Genomic DNA, 25836 nt, shown 5'->3' with positions numbered 1-25836 from the left:
TAGTTAAATGCTAATTAATTCGAGCGCTGATTTAATCGTTAACTTAAACGATTTCTACTTGACCCACTTGATGATAAGCACGATTAAAATAAACCAAACTTTCATCAGTCCCATCTTGTTGACCGCTTTGTTGATAGCCGTGCCTGACGGCGACAACACGACATATAAAAACACTATGCGTGCCAACTTCTTGAACTTGCTCAATCTCACAGTCAAAATTGACCAATGCATTATCTAACACAGGAGCACCCGTTTGTAATTGCGTCCAAGAGCCATATTCAAATCGTTCTTCCGAACTCAATTTTGATGCAAATGCATTGGATATTTGCTCATGCTGTGCGCCTAACACATTGACACTTAGGATTTTATTTTCAATAAAATGGGCATGTGACCGAGACGTCTGATTCATGCAAACAAGCAATGTGGGCGGTGTATCTGTGACGCTACATACCGCAGAGGCGGTAAAGCCATGACAACCAGAGGTGCCTGTTGTGGTAACAATATTAACGGCGGTCGTTAACAAAGACATGGCGTCTCTAAAATCAGTTGCTTCAATCATCATGTGCCTCCTAAATTTGACTATCACTGGTCTTGTTCTTATATAGCAGATGGCGCTTAGGCAGTCAGTTCTTTACGAACGATTGCTGCGCCTGCGCTTAAAGCTTTCAGTTTGCCTCGGGATACTTGGCGAGACAACGGTGCCATGCCACAGTTAGTCGAAGGATAAAGCTTGTCCGCATCGACAAATTGCAGGGCTTTACGTAGCGTATTGGCCACTTCTTCAGGGGTCTCAATAGTATTGGTTGCCACATCAATCGCACCGATCATCACTTTTTTACCACGGATCAATTCTATTAAATCCATTGGAACATGTGAGTTTTGACATTCAAGTGAGACAATATCAATATTAGACTGTTGCAATTTAGGAAAGGCTTGCTCATATTGACGCCACTCTGAACCCAATGTCTTTTTCCAATCGGTGTTGGCTTTAATGCCATAACCGTAGCAAATATGCACTGCCGTTTCACATTTTAGACCTTTGATTGCACGCTCTAACGTGGCGATACCCCAATCGTTCACGTCATCAAAGAACACATTAAAAGCCGGTTCATCGAATTGGATAATATCCACACCCGCCGCTTCCAATTCTCTCGCTTCTTGATTCAGAATTTTAGCAAATTCCCAAGCCAATTTTTCACGGCTTTTATAATGATCATCATATAACGTATCAATCATCGTCATCGGGCCGGGCAACGCCCATTTAATCGGCTGATTGGTTTGCTGACGTAAAAACTTAGCATCTTCAACGAATACCGGCTTTTGGCGGCTAACTGCACCAACGACAGACGGCACACTGGCATCATAGCGATTACGAATTCGCACAGTCTTGCGCTTCTCAAAATCGACGCCATCAAGATGTTCAATGAATGTGGTCACAAAATGCTGACGGGTCTGCTCGCCATCACTGACAATATCAATCCCTGCATGCAGTTGTTCTTGTAATGACACACGTAGCGCATCTTGTTTGGCTTCAATCAATTGCTCACCCTCTAATGCCCAAGGTGACCAAATTTTCTCAGGTTCTGCCAACCAAGAAGGTTTCGGTAAGCTGCCAGCGGTTGAGGTCGGTAATAATATTGGTGTCGGTGATAATGTTGTCATATTGATTCGTCTTCTATTTTTTAATCTTTTGTATTGTGATTTTTTATATTTCTGCTAAATTTCAGTCAGTTAAGCAGCTTGTTTTTTAACAATGTGGCTTGTAACATCATAGCTTGCAGCCCACTCTTCAAGAATGGCTTGGTATGGCTTGATGAACTGCTCTTCCGTAAATTTGCCTTGCGTCACCGCCATCTGGCTGCGCTCTTCACGGTCATACACAATTTGAGTTAGTGAATAATCTTGGTACTTTAAGCTTGGCTGATACACTTGAGCCGCTGTAGAATTGGCATTGTAAATCTCAGGCCGGTAGATCTTTTGGAAAGTTTCCATCGTGCTAATAGCACTGATTAGCTCAAGATCAGTGTAATCACTCAGCAAATTACCGGCAAAATAAAACGCTAAAGGTGCAGCACTATCTGCAGGCATGAAGTAGCGAACTGTTAAGCCCATTTTGTGGAAATAATCATCGGTTAATGAATACTCATCCTGTCGGTATTCAACCCCTAATACCGGATGCTGATTGGCAGTACGGTGATAAGCTTTACTGGTTGACACGCTGAGGCAAATAACTGGTTGTTTATTGAAATTAGCTTTATAAGCCTCTGAGCTCAATAAGTATTGAAACAGTTTGCCGTGTAAATCACCAAAATCTTCTGGCGGTGGAGATGATGGATTTTTATCGAAATGTTCTAACAGTACGACGCTAAAATCATAGTCGCGTACATAAGAGGAAAAACTGTTGCCGATCATACCGTCAATACGCTTATTTTCTTTATGGTCAATAATTGTTGTTTTTAGCATCTCGATGATAGGGAATTCATTACCATCGCCTTCAATATCCATGTTTGCAGAAATAATGTCAACATCAACAGAATAACGGTCTGCAGTCGGATTATCCGAATGCGCCAAGGCGTTGAAGCGATTATTGATCATTCTTAACGTTTTGCGTAAGTTCTCTTGACGATGCTCGCCACGAGCCAAATTGGCAAAGTTAGTCGTTAGACGTGTGCTGTCTGCAGGATGATAGTTTTCATCAAAACGTATGCGCTTAATTGAACAGCTAAATTCTTTACTCATGGTGATTCGCTACCTTCATCTAATCTCGTTATCTGAGATAAAACCAAATTTGTGTATGAGGTAATCATACCTAAACCAAACCATGAATAAAAACGATGTAATTTAATTTAAAGATGAGTAAAATTCATGTTATTGAGTTGATGGTAGGAAAGAGGATGAGATAGCGGAGAATTCATAACCAGAGAAATCAAAAAAAATCTCTTTTAATGTCCTATTTTTTAAATGAGCAGCGAGCAGTCAATCACTTCCTATGTGATTGACCTAGACACTTTATCAGCACTGATTATCAGCACTGATTATTTTTCGATGACGGGGCTTTCCTTATCTTTGCCATGCGGTATTAACCATTTACTAAACCATCCTGACAAATCATCCATCAAAGTATAGACCACCGGAATGACAACTAGGCTTAATAAAGTCGAAGTAACCAAACCACCCAGTACCGCTGCTGCCATCGGTCGACGGAACGTTGGATCGGCATCGCCCCAACCAAATACCAATGGCAACATACCAGCACCCATCGCGATAGTAGTCATAATGATAGGACGCGCGCGCTTACGACACGAATCAATAATGGCCTCAAAACGTGCCAAACCACGGCGCTGGGCTATCAACGCATAATCGACCAACAAGATGGAGTTTTTGGTCGCAATGCCCATCAGCATAATAAAACCAATCATCGAGGGCATCGACAGGCTGCTATTGGTAATCACCAAGCCCACAAAGGCACCACCGATAGACAGCGGCAATGCCATCAAAATAGTAAAGGGCTGCAAGATACGCCCAAACAATAATATAAGAACGCCTAAAATACAGACTACACCGACCGACATCGCAATCACAAAGCCACTGAATAACTCAGCCATATTTTCTGCCTGGCCTTGATCAATAATAGTCAAAGACGCTGGTAGTTTTTGCATACTAGGTATATTTTTGACTGCTTGTACCAAATCACCAAGCTCACCATTGGCAGGCTGGACGGTAATGCTAATCGCACGCTCACGATCGAGGCGACTGATTTGCGCAGGTCCAGTACCAAAATCTAACGCCGCAACTTCACCGACACGTACGCCCTGCCCTGCTGGTAGAGCGCTTGGTACATATAAGCCTTCTAGTTGGCTGACGTTTTGCTTAGCGATATCTGGCAAGCGTACTACTATCGGTATCTGCCGCGTATCCAAATTAAGCTTGGATAAACGCTGCTCATAGTCACCGACGGTCGCCACACGCAATGTCGTGGCAATATCTTGCGTCGTCACTCCTTTATCCGCCATTGCCAGTCTATTTGGCGTAACGGTCAACTCTTGGCGCGGCAGACTGCGATCACTGGTGACAGCGCCAGCACTTGGTAACTCACGGATCTCTGCCATCATCTGCTGGGCGGTTTGCTCAAGAAGTTGCGGGTCGGTGCTGGTTAAAGAAAAATTGTAACCCGTCTCACCGCCACTCGATAGACCGACCGTAAAGCGAGCGCCAGGCACTTCTGCTAACATAGCACTAATTTTACGCTCAATTTCTTGCTTAGAGCCACGCTCTGCTCTCGGGGCAAGCACAATATCTAGACCAGCGATATTCTCGGATTTACCACCGCTAGAGGGTGAATCCATTGCGGCCTGCGCCTCGCCTACCGAAGTAAAAATATTGGTCACTTCAGGCATGGCCAATATACGCTCACTTGCCAGCGCGGCAACTCGCTCAGTGTCCTCTAACGCAACATCAGGTGTTAGCTCAATCGATACACGCGTCTGGTCAATATCATTATCAGGGATAAAGGAGGTTGGCAGTAATTTCACCAACGCTAATGAAGCCACAAACAATACTAAGGTAGCAGCCATCGTAATCCAGCGATGATCCAGCGTCCACGAGACCACTTTAAGATACCAATCCATCAGCGCGCTTTGTTTTTCAACGTGCTTTTTTTCTGGTTTCAATATATACGCGGCCATCATCGGTGTGATAAGACGCGCCACCATTAAAGAGGCAAATATGGATAATGCTGCTGTCCAGCCAAACTGGCGGAAGAACTGCCCAACGATACCGCCCATAAAGGCAGTCGGTAAAAACACGGCAATCAAGGTAAAGGTAGTGGCAACCACCGCTAAGCCAATCTCATCCGCAGCTTCCATCGCCGCTTCATAAGGCGTCTTACCCATACGCAGATGTCGAATGATGTTTTCAACCTCAACGATAGCATCGTCGACCAGTACACCAATGACCAGCGACAATGCCAATAGCGAGATGATATTTAAGCTAAAGCCAAACAGATACATACCCAAAAAAGTAGGAATGACGGACAGCGGTAACGCCACAGCAGCAACAAAAGTCGCGCGAATATTGCGCAAAAATAAGAACACCACGACCACCGCTAATAGACCGCCTTCGATCAGCATCCGTAATGATGCTTGGTAATCTTCAGCGACTGGCGTTGCTCGATCATAGACTTTTTCGATATCGATATTGCCGACGTCTGCAGACAGCTTAGCAAGCTCGGCGTCAACCAGTTCCATTACTTCAACTTCACTAGCACCACGTGAGCGGGTAATATTAAATGCAACCACCGTTTGCCCGTCGAGCTTGGCAATGGAGCTTGGCTCAGCAGCGCCATCAGTGATGTCTGCCATACGTCCAAGCGCTTGTGTACCGCCAGTAGGAACAGCTATTTGTAAATTATTAAGCTCGCTTGCGCGCTCAACCGCACCGAGTACGCGGATAGTTTGTGTGGTTTTACCAACTTCAGCTTCACCGCCTGAACTGTCTTGCTGGATACCTGTGATTTGATTAGATAATTGTGCAATAGAGAACTTCAAGCCACTCAGCGCGATAGGGTCAGCGGCGACGGTAATCTCACGCTGCAAACCGCCAATACGGCTGACCGTGCTGACACCGGGTATATCGGAGAGGCGTTTGGTGACGGTATCATCAACAAACCAAGACAAGTCCTCCACATTCATATTTTCAGCAGCAACAGAGTACGTGACGACTGGAAATCCTGAGGTAGAAACCTTGGTGATAATAGGATCATTGGCAGCGGCTGGCAAATCGCCACGTACCTCACCGACTGCTGAACGTACATCGTCGACCGCTTCTTGGATGTCTTTTTCTAAGACAAACTCGGTGACCATAGTCGCCGCGCCCGTCTGTAGTGTGGTGCGAATATGCTTGACACCCTCAATACTGGTGAGCTTGTTTTCTACCTTTTTTGCAATATCATTTTCAAGCTGGGAGGGCGCAGCGCCGGGTAAAGTGACGGTAACCACCACCGCTGGTAAATCAATATCAGGAAACTGCTGCACCTTCATTTTCATAAAGCCATAGATACCGCCCAAGGTCAGCAGCACAAACAGCAAGATAGCAACTAAAGGATTTCTAATCGAATAAGCGGAGACATTTAAACTCATGAGCGCGCCTGCGTGGCTGTGCCAGTTGCTGGTTTACTAGTTGCTGGTTTACTAGTTGCTGGTTTACCAGTTGCCTTCTTATTAACCGCTTCTTTATTTGCACCAGCATCAGCTTGCTTGGTCGCTTTATTAATACCATCGACGATACGTACCAAGTCACCATCATTTAAAAAACTACCTCCTTGCTTCACAAGTCGGCTCTCAGCAGGGAGTGGCTCTGTAATCGCTACACTATCGCCAAAGCGCTCGCCCAATGTCACGCGCTGTTGTTTGATACGACCTGTATTTTTACCATCTTGAGTACTGATATTGGTCACCAGCATCACATAATCATAGCCATCATTGCTGACAATAGCGCTATTAGGTATGGTTTGGGCACTGCTGCTACCCAATAAAAATTCTCCAGTTTGATACATGCCTGCCCGCGCTTTTGCGTTAGCAGCGAGGCTGGCATAAATGGTAATTTGCCTATTATTATCTGCAGTTGGTGCGATACGGCTGACCTGACCCATGACAGAGTCGCCACCTGGCAAGCTAACTTGCACCGGAGTGCCCACATTAACCTCACCGATAAGCTTAGGATCGATATCCGCACGCCACTCTAAAATGCCACCTTTAATAATGGTAAACAATGGCTCTCCACCCGCAACCATACCAACTTCAGCCATTTTTTCACTGATGACACCGCTAACGGGTGCAACCACATTGGCATTAGAGACACTTAAGCGCTGCGTACTCAGCCGAGCTTTAGATGCTTGTAACGCAGCCTGAGCTTGCAGTTTGGAAGTGCGATAGCGATCTGCTTCTTGTTTACTGATGGCATCAATATCAATGAGTGGCAGGACGCGTGCGGCATCGGCAGTGGCATTGGCAAGCGTTGCTTCTGCTTCGGCAACGTCTGCTTCAGCTTGCAAGACTTGTTGCTCCATCGCATCGGTATCAAATATTGCCAGTACTTGACCGGCTTTGACGCGCTCGCCTTCTTCAACCAATATACGCTCAATCGCCACACCATTCACTTTGGCACTGACATTCGCGATATCTTTGGCATTGATGGTTCCATCAGCACTTAGGGTATTACCAATATTATCTTGGCTTGGCATCACAGTTTCTACTGATAGGACGGCTTGTTCAGTATTAACATCATTTACATCTCCGTCACCACTTTGCGTATTAGTAGAAGCTGGCGCATCATTTGTCGCTGCTTTATCGCCACCCCAATACTTTCCAACCAAAACGCCGATAACAAGCACGATTGCCAATACTGGCAACAACCATAGAGGAAACTTTGACGCTGGCTTGTTCGTCAGCGTAGTAGATTGACGGTATGGTGGTAGCTCAGATTCAACTGGTGGCTTGTTGTCTTCAACATCGCTCATGATAACTCTCTATAAATATGGGCAGTAATAAAATTGATATATTTAGTATATTGATGCTAAAAAACTGAGATTAATAAGGTGTAGTAACAGTAATAAGTAACCATAAAACGTCATAAGCAATTGGAATAAAAATCAGAGCGCTTTACTATAAGACCTTATTTAGTAAAGAAGTTGATAACGGTCTCTAAGACACTGTTTATTATTACAATAGTCTATAAATTTATTGAGGATAGCATATATTAAGCCATCATCTTATTTATATATATAGTGTCTTATGTTCGTAAGTTTGAGATTTTCAAAAGATATTTTAGGGCAAAAATTCTTTTACAGCAGATGTCATCAATAGGCGCTATATAGACAAACAATAGTAAGAACGTCACGCAAATTATTTGGGTTGGGTATGAACACTATTTATCACTTATCATTCATAACTGATTATTAGTCACGTAAAAAATATAACGCACACTTTTGAAGGTGTGCGTTATATTTACGCCAATACTTTAAACTCTTTATAGACGTTACATTAAAAACGATAGCCTACGCCGAGATAAGTAATATATGGGTCGATATCAAGGGTAGTACTCGAACGGATTAACTCTTCACCTGCATCATTTTTAACGGTAATAGTAGTATCGCTATTTAGTTTCGCATAAGAAATAGAGCCTACGCCAAACCATCTATCATTAAAGTCATAAGTTGCTCCAAGCGTAACGATCGGTGCAAAAGCGCTGTCAGCTTCAACATCCACGCTCATACCGCTAGCAGATTTCACATCTTCTAAAGCAGCACCGGCTTTATTATCTTTAATATTTTGAATCTGATGCCCCGCAATTTCTAAATCTTGACGAATACCGGGATTTAGCTCAATGTCATTAAAATAGGCGTAAAGCACCCCAGCACCGACATAAGGACGGAATTTATTGACTCCAGATTTACCAAATTGGTAATGTACTTCAGCCGCTGGCAACCATGCGCGGGCACTGGAAGCCACACCATCACCCTGCTCTAAGTTAGTGATAGGTATATCTTTTGAAATCTCGAAATCACCCAACAGTCCTCCTGCAATACCACTTGGACTGACTTTGCCAGTTAATGGTGCAAAAACTTGTCCTTTACCTAAGATATCTACCTTCGGTGGTATACCCGCTTTTATCTCCATCGACCAATTATCAGTAAGATAATAGTTAAACAACAACCCTACCGTATCTACATCGTCAGCTTGCAGTCCCGTGCCAGCGCTACTCCAGCTTTCTAAGCCACTGATTTCAGTAGTACCAGAAACATCACCTAGTACAAGAACATTGGACAAATCCGTCTCAGCACCTAAAGCGCCTAAAGTACCGTCTATAAGACCGAAACCTTTCTGATCTTTAACAAGTACATCTCGTACGGTTTTGACTTTAACACTGCCGTTTTCAGCGACAGTACCATCTTTGATGGCTGTCGTATTTTGCAATGGATTGGGGTCACCTTGCGGAGCAGCATGTAACCAACCGGCAGAGACCGAAAAGCGTTTGAAACTACCATCAGTTTTAAAGTAATCGAATTCTGCAAAAGCAGATTGGCTGAAAAATAATGGCGTAGCGATAGCACAAGTGAGTGCTAAAATCTTTTTCATGGGACATCCTTGTCTGAAAATTTATGCAGGAGATAATCGCCTAGATAGAGCGATAATCATTAAACAGATAAGACATGAGCTGGCAATATTAAGCCAATCAAGCTTCTAACTCCCTGTCAGAATCCGTCAAATTACTAGTTACCATATATTTTCGACAGCGTATTTTTTCGCAAAAAATACTGTAAAAATAAAATACAAGTAAACAATAGACCACTAAAAAAAGCGATCTACTGCATAAACTGCCACATTAGTAGCCACATATCAACATTGACTAGTGAACTGATAAGTAGATATTCGTCGACAAGAATACAAAAAAAATATTTTTATATTCTTACTTTTAACTAGGATGGGATAAGAAACTTGGTTTTTACTAGAGACTCATTATGTTAATAGACTATTAAATATTAATAACTAAAAATCCAGATATTAATAGTCTAGATGATGATAACAAGCGGCGAAGTTTAGATTTTGCGGGTTAAATTCTGGGTTTGATAAAAGTAGCGACGACCTCTCAACTGAGATACTGCTACACTCATTCAATTATATGCAAACGAACATGGGAAATTGTTAGCTATTAGCCATAAACAAAGATGCAATTAGCTAGCCTCAAGCATTAGTATAGCGACTGGCTTCCGGCATCCAGCGATGAATGAGCTGGCTAACATCCGCTTTACGTGCAGGATCTGCGATTAAATGTTTTGCGAGCCGCTGAGCAATGGCAAATAACTGCTCATCGCGAATGAGGTCAGCCAAATAATAGCCAATATTACCCGTTTGGCGTTTGCCTAACAGCTCGCCAGGGCCTCGCAATTCTAGATCTTTTTGGGCAATAACAAAACCATCGGTACTATCACGCAACACGTTTAAGCGCTCAGTACCCGTCTCCGATAAGGGTTTCTGATAGAGCAGCACGCAGTAACTTTTGGTTGAGCCACGCCCGACGCGCCCGCGTAATTGATGTAATTGCGACAGACCCAATCGTTCCGCATTTTCGATGACCATTAATGAAGCGTTCGGCACATCAACTCCGACTTCGATGACCGTAGTGGCAATCAATAAATCAAGCTGCCCTGCTTTAAATGCTTGCATAATAGCTTGTTTGTCAGCCCCTTTCATTTTGCCATGTACCAGCCCAATACGAATATCTAAGCGCTCGCTCAAATCTTCATAAGTCGCCTCGGCAGCTTGCGCATCTAGCACGCTAGACTCTTCTACCAGTGAGCAAACCCAATACGCTTGCCTACCAGCTTCACAATTCACCGCAATACGTTCTATCACTTCATCACGGCGATTACGGTCAATGGTAACAGTAGTAATTGGCGTGCGTCCCGGTGGCAATTCATCGATAATCGAGGTATCCATATCACCATAAACACTCATCGCCAACGTGCGCGGAATCGGCGTTGCAGTCATAATCAGTTGATGCGGTGTGCTACCAGCCACGCCTTTATTGGTCAACGCCATACGTTGTTCGACGCCAAACCGATGTTGTTCATCGATAATGACCAGTCCCAATTTGGCAAATTTGACTTGTTCTTGAAATAACGCATGAGTGCCGACAACAATTTGTACGTTATTTTCTGCTACTCCCTCTAGCGCCTCGCGTCGCTGCTTCGCCGTTTGCTTACCAGCGAGCCAGCCGACGCCAATACCTAACGGCTCAAACCATTGTTTAAAATTAACCAAATGCTGTTCTGCTAAGATTTCCGTTGGTGCCATGACAGCGACTTGCCAGCCACTATCAAGCGCATAGCCAGCCGCGCCAGCCGCAACCAGCGTCTTGCCCGCGCCCACGTCACCTTGTACCAAGCGCAACATCGGAATGGACGTTGCCATATCGGCAGTAATGTCTTTCATGACTCTTTTTTGTGCGCCCGTCAAATCAAACGGTAGCGCGGCAAACAACTGATCAGCCAATGGGCTTTGCGTGGCACATTTGGGTGCTTTGTACTGATGTAATTGCTGACGTCGATATAATAGACTGAGCTGATGCGCGGTCAGTTCCTCAATAATGAGGCGCTGACAGGCAGCATGAGTACGCGCACTTAGCTGGGTTAACAGTTTATACTGCCGACCGGCGTCAGTATAAGTAGGCGGCGTATGCAGTAATACTAACGCTTCAAATATCGTCAGATTATAGACATTATTAGCCGTACTAGCAGCGACTGTATTGGCATGATTATTTACATTATAAAGGTATGGATCAGCTCTATTGACGCTATTACTTATAGTATGGTCAGGCACACTGCGCGCCAATGTTGAGAAGATATCTTCTGGATAGTCGGGCTCTGTTATCGATAATTTAGCTGGCTCAAAAGGCACTAACGGCAAATCAGCAACAACTGCAAAATCCTCAGGCGTAAACAAGGTCATCGGTAAACCCTGACTGCGAACCGTTTGCAAGGCAAGTTTGATTAGCGTGCGCAGCTTATTTTGATGTAAACCTTTTACGCTTGGATAAATAGGCTGTAAACCGGTATTTACTACTGTCTCATTGCTGCTGATAATCTGATATTCAGGATGATGTATTTGCTTGCCGTAACGGCTGACTTTGACTTCACCGAACAACTGCAAATGCGTACCTAAGCACATAGTTTGAGCAAGTCCACGATAAACCTTGAAAAATCGCAAAGATATCGTACCCGTATCATCATCTACAATCACTGTCATGCCGCTGCGGTTGGTATCGACATGCACGACGCGACCAGTAATTAAGGCGGCTTGCCCATGAGCCACATCGCCTATCGATACCAAGCGACTGCGGTCTTCGTAATCACGCGGCAGATGTAGCAGCAAATCAAAAATACGAGCGATACCCAATTGGGTTAATTGCTCAGCTACTTTTGGTCCAACACCTGCCAGCGCCGTCACCGGCATATCAATTGCTGAGACGACCATATCAGAGCTTGCATGCTTTGATGCATTCTTTGATATAGGGTCTGATAAATGAAGTGAAGCAGAGTTAACCGATGTGGGCATCAAGAATCCTAACGATGTTAATATAAATTATATGGAGTCAACCGTCTGATATTAAAATCTCTAGCATTTTATAAGCTGTCTTATAATGTGATAATAATCAATACTCTATAAAACGCTAAGCTATAACGCTAAATTATCCTGATAACTAACCACCTAATGGCTTATGCTAAGCTATTTAGTCATACGACGTCTAGCCGATTTATGAGTAAACAAATAATTAATAGGGTTCATAGGCTATCATCCAGCAATGGTTTGTTTTATGACGCTAATTATAAGGTTTTTTATGTCCGTTCATTCTATGCACTACCCCTATCGTTATTATTTAAGCCCTCATTATTTAAGCCGTCATTATTTAATACTATTGCGTATTGGTCTGCTTACCTTATTTGGGCTATTTATTAGTGCTTGCAATAGTTTGACGCCAGTCGCTCCAACAGAGACACTGGTGCCGAATAAACCTAAGGTGGCTTTAGTCTTGGGTGGAGGCGGTGCCAAAGGTTTCGCTCATGTAGGCGTGATTAAAGCACTAGAAGAGAACGGTATCACACCGACGCTGGTAGTCGGCACCAGCGTCGGTAGTTTGGTGGGTAGCCTATATGCCAGTGGTTATACAGCAAAGCAGCTTGAACGCTTAGCACTGAACACAGCTGATAGTGAGTTGACAGACTTTACCTTATCTAACCAAGGCTTTATCGAAGGTATTAAGCTCAAAAACTTTATTAATGCTCATGTTGGTGGGCGAACGATAGAAAGTTTCCCAATCAGCTTCGCCGCAGTTGCTGCCGAAAAGCAGTCACTAAAAAAAGTCGTCTTTAGCACTGGTGATGCTGGCCTTGCCGTGCAAGCTTCCTGTAGCGTCCCTAATATTTTTATTGCGCCGCGAATTCCTGAAAAAGTCGGTAAAAAATATATCGATGGTGGCGTGGTCAGTTTAGTGCCGGTTGATAGCGCCCGTGATTTGGGTGCCGACATTGTCATCGCCGTTGATGTCACTGCTGCTAATGCTAATATTCCTACTAATAAAATACCGACCATCAATTCATTGACCAGCTTTTGGGGATTTCTTGAAAACAATATTGCCTTTAACGCCTCTAACGTTGCTAATGTCTCTAAGCAATCAAGCATCAATCGTGTCATACCGATGCGTCATGAGCGTGATCGCGCTGATATTGTTATTATCCCCAATGTCGGTCACATCAGCTCAATAGATACGAGCCAGCGCAGCGCCCTTATTAGTGCTGGCGCGCAAGCCACTACCGCTCAGATCAGTGCAATTAAGCAATTAATTCACGAAAAAACTCAATTAGAGAAAAAGACCCGTTAAAGAAAAGACTCAGCGCAAATATGAAATTTTCTAATTGATAGATAAGCATAGTTGCTAAAAAACCCAGCTCTTAACAAAAAAAGCACCGCAGCAATAAACTGTAGTGCTTTCTTTAATGCTGTAAATACTAAGCAAATACCGACTAAGCAGAATCTAGTATTAAAGCATTTACTTAAAAATGGCTCGGTTATTTAACACGCGCACGGTATTTAACCGCGACTGTGTCATTAAGGCCAACACCTTCGAGGTCCCAGCGTACCGCCTTATAGAACTTTAAAGGAATTTCTTGCAGCTGATTGTCAACCTTTCCACGTAACGGCATACGGGCAAAAGTATTGCCGTCCGCACTGCCATAGGGAAAATCAGGAGAGACGGCGCGCAGCAATTCTACTTGTTCTGGGATGCTCATCGTCACGGTCATTTTACGGACTCGATCAGCATTGGTATTGGTAAAATAGCCTTGATACTCTAGGACATTACCTGACTGTAAACGCGTATTTGCCGTCACAGGAACCAGCACTTCTTGACCATTGGCATCCACACTAATCAATGACGCGGTGATTTTACTATTGACCGCTTGCGCATTTGACTGACTGGCTTGATTGGTATTTGACTGAACGGCCACTGAATTATCAACCGCTTGTTCTGGCGTGGGCAACATCGCTGATGCCTGCGTTACTGCCATTACGCCAACGAGCGTACCGGCGACAACATGAAACAAGCGGTGTCCGCTCCATGCACTGAATGGATTAGCAAAATGGTTACTTTTCTTCATGACATTCATTATCCCTGGTTAATGTATCGGTAAAACAAAGCTGGTAAAAAACGAAGCTAATAAAATTTAATGGTTTTTTTAAAATGTATGATGGTGAGCAATCTATCATCATATATTGTCACACTTAATCCCGTTAATTTTTTAAACTTTATTATTTTTATCAATTATCTGCGTAAGCTATCTGGAAAGCAATAGCGCTTAGCATAACAAAAAGCGTTTATACGTATACTAACCGCGTGTTGAGGTTGTGTATATCATTAATCAGCTAGAAAGGCTTATTAAGCCACTGAAATAAAAGATAGCTCATAACGGCGTTTTTTGCTATGGTAAATCTTTAGCGATCCTTTAGCGACAAGCATTTTCTGTCATGCCCTTTTTCTTATTCTAACGACTATTGCTGCCATTATGACTACTAGCGCCATGCCCCAGATCAACCCTGAATACGTCCATTGGTTCCGTAATTCTGCCCCTTATATCAATACGCATCGCGGCAAAACGTTCGTGATTATGTTTGGCGGTGAAGCGGTCAATCATCCAAATTTTAGTACACTGATTCATGACTTTGCTTTACTGCATAGCTTGGGTATCAAGCTGGTATTGGTGCATGGTGCGCGACCACAAATCGAAAAAAACCTCAAAGATGCTGATATCACATCGCCACTGCATCAAGACATTCGCGTGACACCCCGCGTCGCAATGCCTTCTATATTACAAGCCGTTGGTGCTATTCGCTTGCAGATTGAAGCCCAACTGTCGATGGGGCTTGCAAACTCACCCATGTATGGCTCGCGCATTGATGCGGTTTCAGGTAACTTTGTGACCGCTCGTCCTTATGGTATCCGTGATGGCGTTGATTACCAGATGACGGGCGAAGTACGCTCTATCGACGTTGAAGCGATTAAAAATAACCTAATACACGACCATATTGTGATTTTAGGCTCAATGGGTTATTCGGCGACTGGGGAAGTTTTCAACTTACTGGCTGAAGACGTGGCTCTGAGTGCAGCCGTAGCACTTGGCGCTGACAAACTTATATTCTTGGGCGAGGAAGCCGGTATCAATCACGATGATCGTTTATTACGTGAAATGATTCCAAATGAAGTCGACCGCTTCTTACGTGACCGTGATTTGAACTGTGAGATTAATTACTTTTTAAGCTGTGCCAGTAATGCTTGTCGTCAAGGCGTTCATCGCACTCATATTATTTCTTATGCCAAAAACGGTGCGCTACTCGAAGAGCTATTCACTCGTGATGGCTCTGGAACGCTGATTAGCCACGACCCTTATGAAGAGATTCGCCGTGCTGACATCGACGATGTGGTGGGGCTGATAGAACTATTATCGCCGCTAGAAGAGCAAGGCATCTTGGTTAGCCGCTCACGCGAGCGTTTGGAGCAAGAGATTGATAACTATAGCGTCATTGAGCGCGATGGCATGATTTTAGGCTGTGCAGCACTTTATCCGCTCGATGCAGATTCAGCGGAGGTTGCCTGCGTCGCGGTACATCCTGAATATCGCAGCGGTAGCCGCGGTGCTGATTTGCTGGCGTTTTTAGAGCAACAAGCCCGCAGCCATGGACTACACAAGCTATTTGTACTCACCACTCGTACCGCGCATTGGTTTGTCGAGCAAGGTTTTGCTGAAGTTGAGGCGAGCGCCTTACCTGAAGCACGGCGCGAGCAGTATAATAACGGTCGTAATTCTAAAGTTTTTCAAAAAAACCTTTAGGTAACGCCTGAATTGACTCTAATACGCTCACTGATATCGGTTGTGCAAACCCTATGCTGTTGAATTAAAAAATCTTCAATCCTAATAGCTTGCGTTACAAAATCAGTCATAAAACCTGTCACAAAACCCGTTACAAAAAAGCCCTCTAATTTAGAGGGCTTTCTTATTATCCTTTATAGATAATTTTTATCATTGCTTCTTAACAATGCTAATAACGTATTATTTTACTTTTAATAGCTCAACAGTAAAGATAAGCGTGCTGTTAGGCTCGATACCTGCGTTGCCCGCTTCGCCATAAGCGATATCAGCTGGAATATAAAACTCGTATTTACCACCCTCTTTCATCAACTGTAGACCTTCAGTCCAGCCAGCAATAACTTGATTGAGTGGGAATTCAATTGGCTCACCGCGCTCATAAGAGCTGTCGAATACAGTACCGTCGATCAATTTACCTTCGTAATTTACTTCAACCACGTCAGTTGCTTTTGGTGATTTGCCAGTACCTGCGGTCACTACTTTATATTGTAGACCAGAAGCTGTGGTTTTTACGCCTGCTTTCTTACCATTCTCTGCTAGGAATGCCGCGCCTTTGGTTTTATTTTCACCCGCTTTGCTTTCCATATCTTTCACAAACTTCTCTTCTTGTTCTTTTTGATAAGTCATCAATACTTCTTCCATTTGCTCTTTAGTCAACGCTGAGTCTTTGCCTTCATAGCCATCACGAAAGCCTTTCTCAAAGGTATCAAGATCCAAATCGCCAACCGCTTCTTTATTTCCTTCTGCCATCATAAAGCCCAAACTATAACCCACTTTTTCATTTGCTGGGCTTTGCTCAGTGACAGAAACGCTTTGGGCCGCGGTTTCTTGATTACCGTTGTTAGTGCTACAACCTGTGATTAATAACATAGCGCTAGCAAGTGCACTGACGCTTAGGGTAGTAATTTTTTTCATAGAATACTCTCAAATTGTAATAATAGTGGCGAGATGTCACATTCTCTTATAATAGCAAATCTTAGTTTTGGGGGCTATGATTCCCTTAAAATTATCGGTCAAATGTACAGTCTATGTTAATATTTGCCGCAAAAATAACAACTTATCACACAACTATAGTAAGTGGTTAAGCTTTCTGTCTTTAAATCTATCATTACATCAGCTAAGCTAAATTAGTTAAGGTAACAAGTAACAGAACGTAGATTTTGTTAACAACCGCTAAAGTCGGTCTACAATTACGTTCTTAAATAATTTTAATTAAAAATACTAATAATTAGGTATGTGTTTGCTAAAAGTAAAAATGCTCATATTTAGCAGCATGCATTACTTAATCGCTTATACATGATTATTCAAGGAGGACAGGATGAATCCAATGTTTACATCGTTCAACGGTTATCTTGGTGGCCCTATAGGTTCCATCATCGGCGCTATTTTGATTTTCATCATTGGCTGGCTGGTTGCCCTCGGTATTGCTGCGCTTGTGCGCGGTGTGTTATCTAAAGTCAATCTCAACCAGCGTATGAATTCTTCAACCGGTAAAAGCTACGATCTAGAGGGCATTATCTCGAAGATTGTTTTTTGGTTTATATTCATCATCGCTATTTCAGGCGCGCTTAGCCAATTAAATCTAAATTCTATTTCGACACCGTTTGCGAATATGGTCAATCAAGTATTGGCATTTATTCCTAATCTCATTGGCGCAATTGCTGTTGGTGTAATCGGTTGGGTTATTGCGACGGTTGCTCGTACCGCTATCAATGCTGGACTCGCCAAAACAACGATGGATGAGCGCTTAAGTGCTCATGCGGGCGTGAAACCTATGAGCAGCACTATTGCTGACATCGTTTATTGGTTCATCTTACTGATAGTACTAACGATGGTACTAGGTCAGTTAGAGCTTGATGGTTTGTTTGCTCCTTTAAGTATCATGGTCAGCCAAATATTTGACGCAATTCCCAATATCTTGAAAGCTGGGATCATACTGCTGATTGGTTATGTTATCGCTAAAGTCGTGCGTGGCATCGTTACCAACTTAGTGGCAACGTTTGATGTACAAGCATTGGCTTCAAAAGCTGGCTTAAATGATCAAAACAAATTACCTAATATAGCAGGGTCTTTAGCCTTTTTAGTCATCATTATCCCTACTATCATCGCAGCCTTAGAAGCGTTGAAGATCGAAGTCATTGCTCGTCCTGCAACCAACATGCTTAATAAAATCACTGCAGCGTTGCCTAATATTCTTATGGCGATAGCAATTTTAGTAGTGACTTACTATATCATGCGTATGGTCGCTAACATTATTAAAGGCTTGATTGAAAACACTCAGATCAATCAATTACCCGCCAAAGTTGGTCTTCAAGATGCTATGGGTAATCAGAGAGTTTCTGACTTAGTTGGTTACGCTATTATTTTCTTTGCGATGTTGTTTGCCTCTATCGCAGCAGCTGACTTACTAGGTTTTGAGCCTATCTCAGCAATCATTACGATGTTTATCGCTTTCGGTGCCAATATCATCCTAGGCGCGATCATCCTGTTTATTGGTTTCTGGCTTGCCAACATCATTGCTGGTGTCGTCGAGCGTTCTGAACAAGGTTCGCAATTCCTAGCAAATATCGTTCGCGTATTAATCATGGGCTTAGTACTTGCCATGGGTCTAAAAGCGATGGGTATTGCTGATTCTATTGTTAACCTAGCATTTGGTCTAACCCTAGGTGCGGTGGCGGTTGCATTTGCCCTATCGTTTGGTCTTGGTGGTCAAGAAGCAGCAGCACGCTTCCTACGCAAAATGCAGGACAAAATGGACAGAGAACGTGACGAAGCAAAAGCGAAATCTGCTTTAAATCCGAGTTCATCGACTCAAGATAAATTTGCGGCTTCGGTTCGTGAGAACACACCGAGCGCGGCGACAAATAGCACTCCTGTAGCAACTACGAAGCCGGTAGCAACTACCACTCCTGTAGTAAGTACAGATCTTGATAATCCTAATACAAGTACTCCTACTCAATTAGGTTCGGATTCACGTACTTCTAATCATCTAGGTTCAGATACGGTTGATGTCACACATATCGAAACTGACGACAATAGTAATGATTTCACCACCGGTAGTGGTTTTACTAACAAAGATGATGATGATAATTTAAAATAATTCCTCATTATTAATTCATTTTGCACAAAAGAAAGACAGCTCAGGCTGTCTTTTTTTATGGTTGATGATTCATATTTTATTTAGAATTCACCATTGCGTGCTGGGATAGAGACATTTATCTGAAACCATGGTAATTCATTAACTTATAGATTTTTCTTAGGCTCCTGAATTATTTGCCTAGCTTTTGAATTCTCTGGTTCATCCAGACTTTGATGAGAGTGCTGATCATGATTCTGACTTTGCTGATGTAAGCGCTTTATTTGCTTGGTCAGCTGACGTTCGCGTTGGGTCATAGCAGCTACTGGCTGAATCCATAGATCAATATCAATGAAAGTATCTTCAGCTTCAGTTATAAAATCGATACCAAGCACAATGATATGATGAAGCTCAGCAACTGGTAAACGTGTGGCAACGTCTTGCGCAATTTTTGACAGATTTGGTTGAATAGTCGCCTTGCTATGCTGCCCTTCTGACTCCTGTCCATAGAATATCAGCACATAATGCCGCCCTAAACTTTCATAGGAATGTTGGTGCACTACATAGCCTTTTTTCTGCAATACCTGTTCTTGCTTAGGATGTCTATATAAAGTACGAACAAGTTCATGGCATGAAAATAATGACTCGTCTAGTATTTGCTGCTGCCACTGAGCAAACGTTAATCCTAACTCGTCTTTGTTTTTACTAGCGACAAGCTTTTCATTGACCGCAGCAATCATCTGGGTGCTAAGTTGCGACCACAAAATAGCCGCTTGTACCATGTGCTGCTGATACATCTGTGCAGTAGTGCTATGATTCTTTTGCGCAAGCGTCATCGCTATGAGCGCTGAATTAGGCTCATGCTGCAGACCATATTTAATCAGTGCATTATCTATGGCGATAGCAGGCGCAAATAAAGCTGGACTGTTCAGAAACTGAGTGACAATCTTATCTTCAGACTCAGAACTTGACACAGGGCTACTGGCTGTATGCTGCAGCTGCTCTAAACGGTACGCTAAGAATCGCCACAGCTCGCATGGGGTCTGTAGTGCTGCTAATAGAGAGTGCCAATCGTGCCAGCTAAATATTTGTAGCGGCTGCAAACTGTCACTGATATCTATTATTAGATCCTCCATAAAGTAGCGGGGAGCGAAACCATGTTTAAAGCGCTTTCCTATACCGTCTTGAACATTTTTATCGTGCAAGTTATGGGCTTTAGTACTGGCGCTCTTAAACTGAATATCAAAGACCAATACGTTAGCAGTAGGCGTCTGGTTGTTTTTATGGTTAGATAAATAAATCTTGTGCCATGCCAATGCAGACTTAACGGCTGTCCTACGTACAGTCTCCACATTAGCCGATGAGATACTATAAGGTAAATATACCACCAGCTCTAATAGGTGTAATTTACCCAATGGCAATCGATAGTCATAGTACCGAGCATCATATTTAGCCTCATACGTATTTTCAAGTTCTGGCATATTAGGCAATACAATTTCGATAGCATCTGCGTGCAAATAACAGGCTAACTCATTGTCAACATCACCCCAATCAGATATTACGGTAGTCGAATTGGACACAGTCCCAACCTTTTGGTATCAAATAAATATGGCATAGTGTACGTTGCAACTTACACACATCATGCTATCGTGATTGTCATTGCCGCACTACTTAGCGAAAAATCAAACTATATAAGAACAATTATACACAGTCGCTTTCATAGCAGTGGCTTGTTATGATGATATAAAAGCCGTAGCGCTGGTATATCGATTTATAGATTATAAAATGCCTAAAAATTGCTTATCAATTTTACTTATTTAATGACTATCGTATGATAATAAGGACAGAACATCATGAAACGCTTTAAAGAAAAAACCGTTATCATAACAGGTGCAGATTCAGATATTGGTCTTACAACTGCTACTAGGTTCGCAAGAGAAGGCGCTAATTGCATACTGGTCGGCATTAATCATGACCTGTTAGAGTATATCTACAAGGAGCTTCCGCAAGATCATACATGGATCAATACAGGTAACCACCTTACAATAACCAGTGATGTTAATGATCCAACCCAAATTGTAAGATTAATAGAGCATGTGCTCGAGAAATATGAGCATATTGATGTGATGGTCAATATAGATACTGCCGTTGGTATTCATCAATCAGTCATTCCATACTTAATAAAAACAAAAGGTAATATCGTTAATGTATCAACGCTAACTGCTATAGCAGCAGATTGGAATATTAATACCTATAAAGCTGAACAAAACAGCTTGACTGATACCACAAAGGCAATGGCATTAGAAAACGCACTAAATGGTGTGCGTATTAATGCAGTAGCTGCTGGCTTAGTGACAACGGATACCAGTTCAAATCCTTTTTTGACCCACTCTCCACTAGGAAAAACAGCGACACCTGTTGATGTTACAGCCGCTATTATGTTTTTGGCCAGTGATGATGCAGCAATGATTACCGGTGTTAATCTGCCTGTCAATGGTGGTGTTAGCGCTTCTAGTTAATGGTTAACTGCACTTTTAAAATGCCTATAGGCTAGTAAATTGCTTATACCACATAGCATTGAACCAAACCCTTAGAATAAAGATAAAACCCCCTGATACATTCATATCAGGGGGTTTTTATGTATAGATGCTTGTGAATGACTGTTTTAAAAATAATATTAACCAGCTAAATTATTAACGTCCTTTAATGGCTGCGACAGGCGCTCAGGGTGTCTTGGCAAAACACCTTGATACTGGGCATATATTTTCGGCAAATCCGCTTCGATATTCCCGGTAGGATAAACCAAAGACATAAAACGTATTTCTTTGGTCTTATAGTCGAGCGCTACCGGCAAGATGGGCACACCAGCGCCCACGGCTAGATAGTAAAAACCAGTTTTCCAGTTTTTCGTGTACTCGCGTGTACCTTCTGGCGACAATCCTAAAAACAGTGGTTCACCAGTTTTGAATCGATCAATACTGGCTTGTAGGACTGAGCCTTTATTACTGCGATCAATAGGAACAACACCTATCCAGTTCAACAACTGTGCGAGTACTGGTACTTTAAATAACGTATGTTTGCCCATGATGCTGATTTTTAGGTCAAGAGCAAATAAACCGGGTATCGCATAAACACCATCGACATTCGACGTATGCGGAAGCGCTAATACAACTGCCTGCGGAATATTTGGGATCTCTCCAACTGTACGCCAGCCTGCCGCTTTTAATAAAGCTGCAGCGATTACTGGCGCAACTTTATTACCACGTCTTGGCACTAAATTACCCAGCTGTTTTTTGCTAAGTCTTGGTAATATCTTAGAGCGCGTAGATTGAGCAGCAGCTTTAGAGCGATTAAAAAACTTTGATGTCATGACGGCACCATATAGTAAAAGATACTCATATAATAACATTAAGCTTATGCCACTAAGCTGGATTTTGCATGATTTTGTTATGTTATAGCTTACTTAATCATAAATAATGAGAGCCGCTTGATAGTGGCTGTTCACTGATAGCACTTATGAGATGTCAGCTAAGTTGCCTTTGTTCTCAAGCCATGATTTGCGATCAGCAGCGCGCTTCTTAGCCAACAGCATATCCATCACACTGTTGGTCAATACCATGTCATCCATATCCAGCTGTACTAAACGACGAGTATCACGGTTCATGGTGGTCTCACGTAGCTGCTCTGCACTCATCTCACCTAGGCCTTTAAAGCGTGTAATTTGAGCTTTTTTATTGCCAGGTACTTTTGCCAAAATGTGTTTTAACTCAGGCTCATCTAACGCGTAATGCACCTCTTTACCCACGTCCACTCGGTATAAAGGTGGCATCGCCACAAATAAATGACCTGCATCCACCAATGCAGGGAAATGTTTGACGAATAAAGCGCAGATGAGCGTGGCAATATGCAGTCCATCGGAATCAGCATCTGCCAAAATGCATACCTTGTCATAACGCAGCTCAGACAAATCATCGGAAGCTGGATCAACACCGATAGCGATAGCAATATCATGGATTTCTTGACTTGATAACACCGTGTCTGATGATACCTCCCAAGTGTTTAAAATCTTACCACGTAGCGGTAATATCGCTTGATAGTGGCGGTCGCGGGCTTGTTTAGCACTACCACCCGCAGAGTCCCCTTCTACCAAAAACAGTTCTGCTCCATCGCGTAAATCACCGCGGCAGTCAGCGAGCTTACCGGGCAAAGCGGGACCTTGAGTGATTTTTTTACGCGCTACTTTTTTTGCAGACTTAAGGCGGCGTCCCGCTTTATTGATGGCCAACTCTGCAATCTGCGCACCCAGATCGGCATGTTGATTTAACCACAAGCTAAAGGCATCTTTTGCCAACGTTTGTACCGCTCCAGCCGCTTCACGACTCGATAAACGCTCTTTGGTTTGTCCTGAAAACTGCGGCTCAGAAAATTTAAGCGACAAGATGTAATTAATCCCGTCCCACACATCTTCTGCGGTCAGCTTTACACTACGCGGTAGTAAATTATGAATATCACAAAACTCACGTAATGCCTCTAAAATACCTGTCCGCAGACCATTAACATGCGTACCGCCTTGAGCCGTCGGGATAAGGTTTACATAGCTTTCTTGAATCGGCGTACCACCATCAGGCAACCAAGACAGTGCAAAAGTAATACCAGCACGGGCACCATTTTTTGCCTCATGGTGATAATAGAAGGGTACTTCAGGTAACGTTTCAAGACCGTCTAGCTGCTCATCTAAGTATTCAACAACCCCATCAGTAAATTGCCAGACCACTTTTTCATTATTGATATCATCGATGAATTCAATCGTCAGTCCAGCTGCTAGCACCGCTTTGGCTTTTAAGTTATGTTTAAGCTGCTTAATGTTAAATTTAGGGGTATCAAAAAAGCTACCATCTGCCCAAAAGTGTACTTTGGTACCACGTTTACGCTTATTAGAGCTTATAGTTTCAGTTAAAGGCGTTACTGGCGCTCCGTTCTCAAACGCCATCTCAAACTGTGTACTATCGCGCCATACTGTCACCTCAACTCGTGTTGATAAGGCATTGACGACGGAGATACCAACCCCATGTAAGCCACCCGACACTTCATAGTTAGAAGTTGAGAATTTACCACCTGCGTGCAAACGGGTCAAAATGAGCTCAATACCGGATTGATTAAATTCGGGATGAATATCGGTTGGCATACCACGGCCATCATCTTCAACCGACAATGACCCATCACTATGCAGTTGCACCTTGATGACTTTGGCATAACCACCCAACGCCTCATCAACCGAGTTATCAATCACTTCCTGCGCCAAATGATTAGGGCGCGTAGTATCTGTATACATACCAGGACGACGACGTACCGGCTCAAGCCCTTCTAAAACTTCTAACGATTGCGCATTATATTGACTCACAAATGCATCCTTAACTATTCATGTATGGTTAATTCTATTGAACCATTATAACCAAAAATCGCGACATTAACGGTAATAGTCAGTCGCTTACGTCATATAATGTCGTCTAGTTAATCCTGCACTAACTGCCGTAACCTATTAATCACCATTGGTAATTGCTCAGCAAAGTCACTAAACCTGTGATCGCCACCAGCTTGTACGTTTACCGTCGCTCCCTGCTCTTTATAAAACTGTTTAGACAGCTCAGGGTTTAATAGTTCATCACCTTCTTTAATTAGCACAGTAACTTTATTAGGATAATGAACGTTTAATAACTGATGCGCTTCAAACCATTGCAAATCTACTTGGGTGATTGCCCAACCTCCTGTCGTGGTATAAAAAATTCGATTTCCAGACGCTGCTTCTTCGCTTTGACTATCTAGAACTAATTTATCGGCAAAGCGCTGTAAAGTAACGTGTGGCTGAGTACTAGGATTTAATAACAGTGCTGGACAGCCTGTATGGTTGCTAACTAAGGTGGAAAAATATCCACCTAACGAGCTACCTACTAATACCGTTTGAGTAGATTCAAACTGCGCATCTTCAACATTATTATTCAAACTTTCTACTAATGATAATATTTGGCTAAAAACTTGGCTTGGCGATTTATTTAAATCCGGACGTAATACATTAATATCAGGATGGTTTTGCTGACAATAGCGTTCTAGCAACACTCCTTTGGTAGAGTTGGCATCACTATCTAATCCATGAATATAAATAATGTTCACGTATAATCTCACTTATTAATTTTGTTATGATTGTTAAATATAGACGATTAGAGTTGAGCATAGCACCCGCTCAAAGAAAATAGTAACAATTAAACGGCACACTATTATTTACTAGTTACGACATAATAGATTTATGCAGGTCAAAGGAATGACAATAATAGCGATGGAGTCGCCATGAATCAGCAGTTTGAACTGTTCGAGATTGCCAATCCCTGTATTGGTGTTTGTCAAAGCAATAAAAAAGGCTATTGCTTTGGCTGCCTGCGTAGTCGTAATGAGCGTCAATTATGGCATGACATGACGGCCGAACAGCGCCGTGAGGTACTACGACTGGTTTCTGGACGTAAACTGCGTATAGAACAAATGAGACAACGTAAGGGCGAACAGTTAGGGTTTGATTTTGATGAAGTGGTGGAGATGGGTGAGCTTTTCCAATAAAGCAGTATTTAATTTATAGCTCCCTAAAGCACCAAATCCCACGCAAAGAAAATCCCCCGTCTAGTTACCTAGTCGGGGGATATTCAGGAATAGAGAGCTGACGATGACCTACTCTCACATGGGCGGACCCACACTACCATTGGCGCGACGATGTTTCACTTCTGAGTTCGGGAAGGGA

The 25836-nt window shown here is 42.9% G+C and carries 18 protein-coding genes and 1 rRNA gene; 5 read left to right on the top strand and 14 right to left on the bottom strand.

Annotated elements, in window-relative coordinates; all coding sequences use genetic code 11:
* Positions 1-43: 43 nt before the first annotated feature.
* The 7 genes from EPB74_RS08250 to recG all read right to left on the bottom strand — a co-directional run bounded on the left by EPB74_RS08250 (position 44) and on the right by recG (position 12113).
* Positions 44-559 (bottom strand): flavin reductase, encoded by a 516-nt coding sequence (locus EPB74_RS08250; protein WP_274903784.1) that lies wholly within the window; start codon positions 557-559, stop codon positions 44-46.
* A 56-nt stretch (positions 560-615) separates the two neighbouring features.
* Entirely contained in the window at positions 616-1662 is a 1047-nt protein-coding gene (locus EPB74_RS08245) for a methionine synthase (protein ID WP_274903783.1), read from the bottom strand.
* Positions 1663-1731: 69 nt separating this feature from the next.
* Positions 1732-2739 (bottom strand): DUF1852 domain-containing protein, encoded by a 1008-nt coding sequence (locus tag EPB74_RS08240; RefSeq protein ID WP_274903782.1) that lies wholly within the window; start codon positions 2737-2739, stop codon positions 1732-1734.
* 296 nt (positions 2740-3035) lie between these two features.
* A complete protein-coding gene (locus EPB74_RS08235; RefSeq protein WP_274903781.1) occupies positions 3036-6137 on the bottom strand; it encodes an efflux RND transporter permease subunit in 3102 nt (1033 codons plus the stop codon).
* Positions 6134-7516 (bottom strand): efflux RND transporter periplasmic adaptor subunit, encoded by a 1383-nt coding sequence (locus EPB74_RS08230; RefSeq protein WP_274903780.1) that lies wholly within the window; start codon positions 7514-7516, stop codon positions 6134-6136. The genes EPB74_RS08235 and EPB74_RS08230 overlap by 4 nt, the downstream gene beginning before the upstream one ends.
* A gap of 523 nt (positions 7517-8039) precedes the next feature.
* Entirely contained in the window at positions 8040-9134 is a 1095-nt protein-coding gene (locus EPB74_RS08225) for an OmpW/AlkL family protein (protein ID WP_274903779.1), read from the bottom strand.
* Positions 9135-9740: 606 nt separating this feature from the next.
* A complete protein-coding gene (gene recG / locus EPB74_RS08220) occupies positions 9741-12113 on the bottom strand; it encodes an ATP-dependent DNA helicase RecG (protein WP_274903778.1) in 2373 nt (790 codons plus the stop codon).
* Between the two features lie 283 nt (positions 12114-12396).
* Between recG and EPB74_RS08215 the strand changes: the two genes are divergently transcribed.
* Positions 12397-13437, top strand: a complete 1041-nt coding sequence (locus tag EPB74_RS08215; RefSeq protein WP_274903777.1) for a patatin-like phospholipase family protein — start codon at positions 12397-12399, stop codon at positions 13435-13437.
* A 187-nt stretch (positions 13438-13624) separates the two neighbouring features.
* Here EPB74_RS08215 and EPB74_RS08210 read toward each other — a convergent pair whose 3' ends face one another.
* On the bottom strand, positions 13625-14212 hold the full coding sequence (locus EPB74_RS08210) for a hypothetical protein (RefSeq protein ID WP_079693136.1): 588 nt from the start codon (positions 14210-14212) through the stop codon (positions 13625-13627).
* A gap of 405 nt (positions 14213-14617) precedes the next feature.
* Between EPB74_RS08210 and argA the strand changes: the two genes are divergently transcribed.
* Positions 14618-15940: an amino-acid N-acetyltransferase gene (argA, locus tag EPB74_RS08205; RefSeq protein ID WP_089556013.1), complete on the top strand. Its 1323-nt coding sequence runs from the start codon at positions 14618-14620 to the stop codon at positions 15938-15940.
* Positions 15941-16159: 219 nt separating this feature from the next.
* Here the strand turns inward: argA and EPB74_RS08200 are convergent, their stop codons facing one another.
* Entirely contained in the window at positions 16160-16891 is a 732-nt protein-coding gene (locus EPB74_RS08200) for an FKBP-type peptidyl-prolyl cis-trans isomerase (protein ID WP_089556012.1), read from the bottom strand.
* A gap of 403 nt (positions 16892-17294) precedes the next feature.
* Here EPB74_RS08200 and EPB74_RS08195 point away from each other — a divergent pair, with 403 nt between their 5' ends.
* Positions 17295-19076: a mechanosensitive ion channel gene (locus EPB74_RS08195; protein WP_274903776.1), complete on the top strand. Its 1782-nt coding sequence runs from the start codon at positions 17295-17297 to the stop codon at positions 19074-19076.
* A 143-nt stretch (positions 19077-19219) separates the two neighbouring features.
* On the opposite strand, the gene EPB74_RS08190 is transcribed toward EPB74_RS08195, so the two are convergent.
* Entirely contained in the window at positions 19220-20632 is a 1413-nt protein-coding gene (locus EPB74_RS08190; protein WP_274903775.1) for a hypothetical protein, read from the bottom strand.
* A 273-nt stretch (positions 20633-20905) separates the two neighbouring features.
* On the opposite strand from EPB74_RS08190, the gene EPB74_RS08185 reads away from it, so the two are divergent.
* Complete coding sequence (locus EPB74_RS08185) at positions 20906-21571, top strand: SDR family NAD(P)-dependent oxidoreductase (RefSeq protein WP_274903774.1); 666 nt, start codon at positions 20906-20908, stop codon at positions 21569-21571.
* Positions 21572-21729: 158 nt separating this feature from the next.
* Here EPB74_RS08185 and EPB74_RS08180 read toward each other — a convergent pair whose 3' ends face one another.
* The 3 genes from EPB74_RS08180 to EPB74_RS08170 form a co-directional block, all read right to left on the bottom strand.
* Entirely contained in the window at positions 21730-22422 is a 693-nt protein-coding gene (locus EPB74_RS08180) for a lysophospholipid acyltransferase family protein (RefSeq protein WP_274903773.1), read from the bottom strand.
* Between the two features lie 144 nt (positions 22423-22566).
* Complete coding sequence (gene parE / locus EPB74_RS08175; protein ID WP_274903772.1) at positions 22567-24453, bottom strand: DNA topoisomerase IV subunit B; 1887 nt, start codon at positions 24451-24453, stop codon at positions 22567-22569.
* Between the two features lie 110 nt (positions 24454-24563).
* Positions 24564-25220, bottom strand: a complete 657-nt coding sequence (locus tag EPB74_RS08170; protein WP_274903771.1) for a YqiA/YcfP family alpha/beta fold hydrolase — start codon at positions 25218-25220, stop codon at positions 24564-24566.
* Between the two features lie 174 nt (positions 25221-25394).
* On the opposite strand from EPB74_RS08170, the gene EPB74_RS08165 reads away from it, so the two are divergent.
* Positions 25395-25658 (top strand): DUF1289 domain-containing protein, encoded by a 264-nt coding sequence (locus EPB74_RS08165; protein ID WP_274903770.1) that lies wholly within the window; start codon positions 25395-25397, stop codon positions 25656-25658.
* Between the two features lie 95 nt (positions 25659-25753).
* Here the strand turns inward: EPB74_RS08165 and rrf are convergent.
* Positions 25754-25836 (bottom strand): 5S ribosomal RNA (gene rrf / locus EPB74_RS13445); the annotation flags it as partial.

The organism is Psychrobacter sp. DAB_AL62B (assembly GCF_028895345.1).
In the GTDB taxonomy this organism is placed as follows: domain Bacteria; phylum Pseudomonadota; class Gammaproteobacteria; order Pseudomonadales; family Moraxellaceae; genus Psychrobacter.
This window is presented reverse-complemented; position numbering and strand designations above follow the sequence as displayed.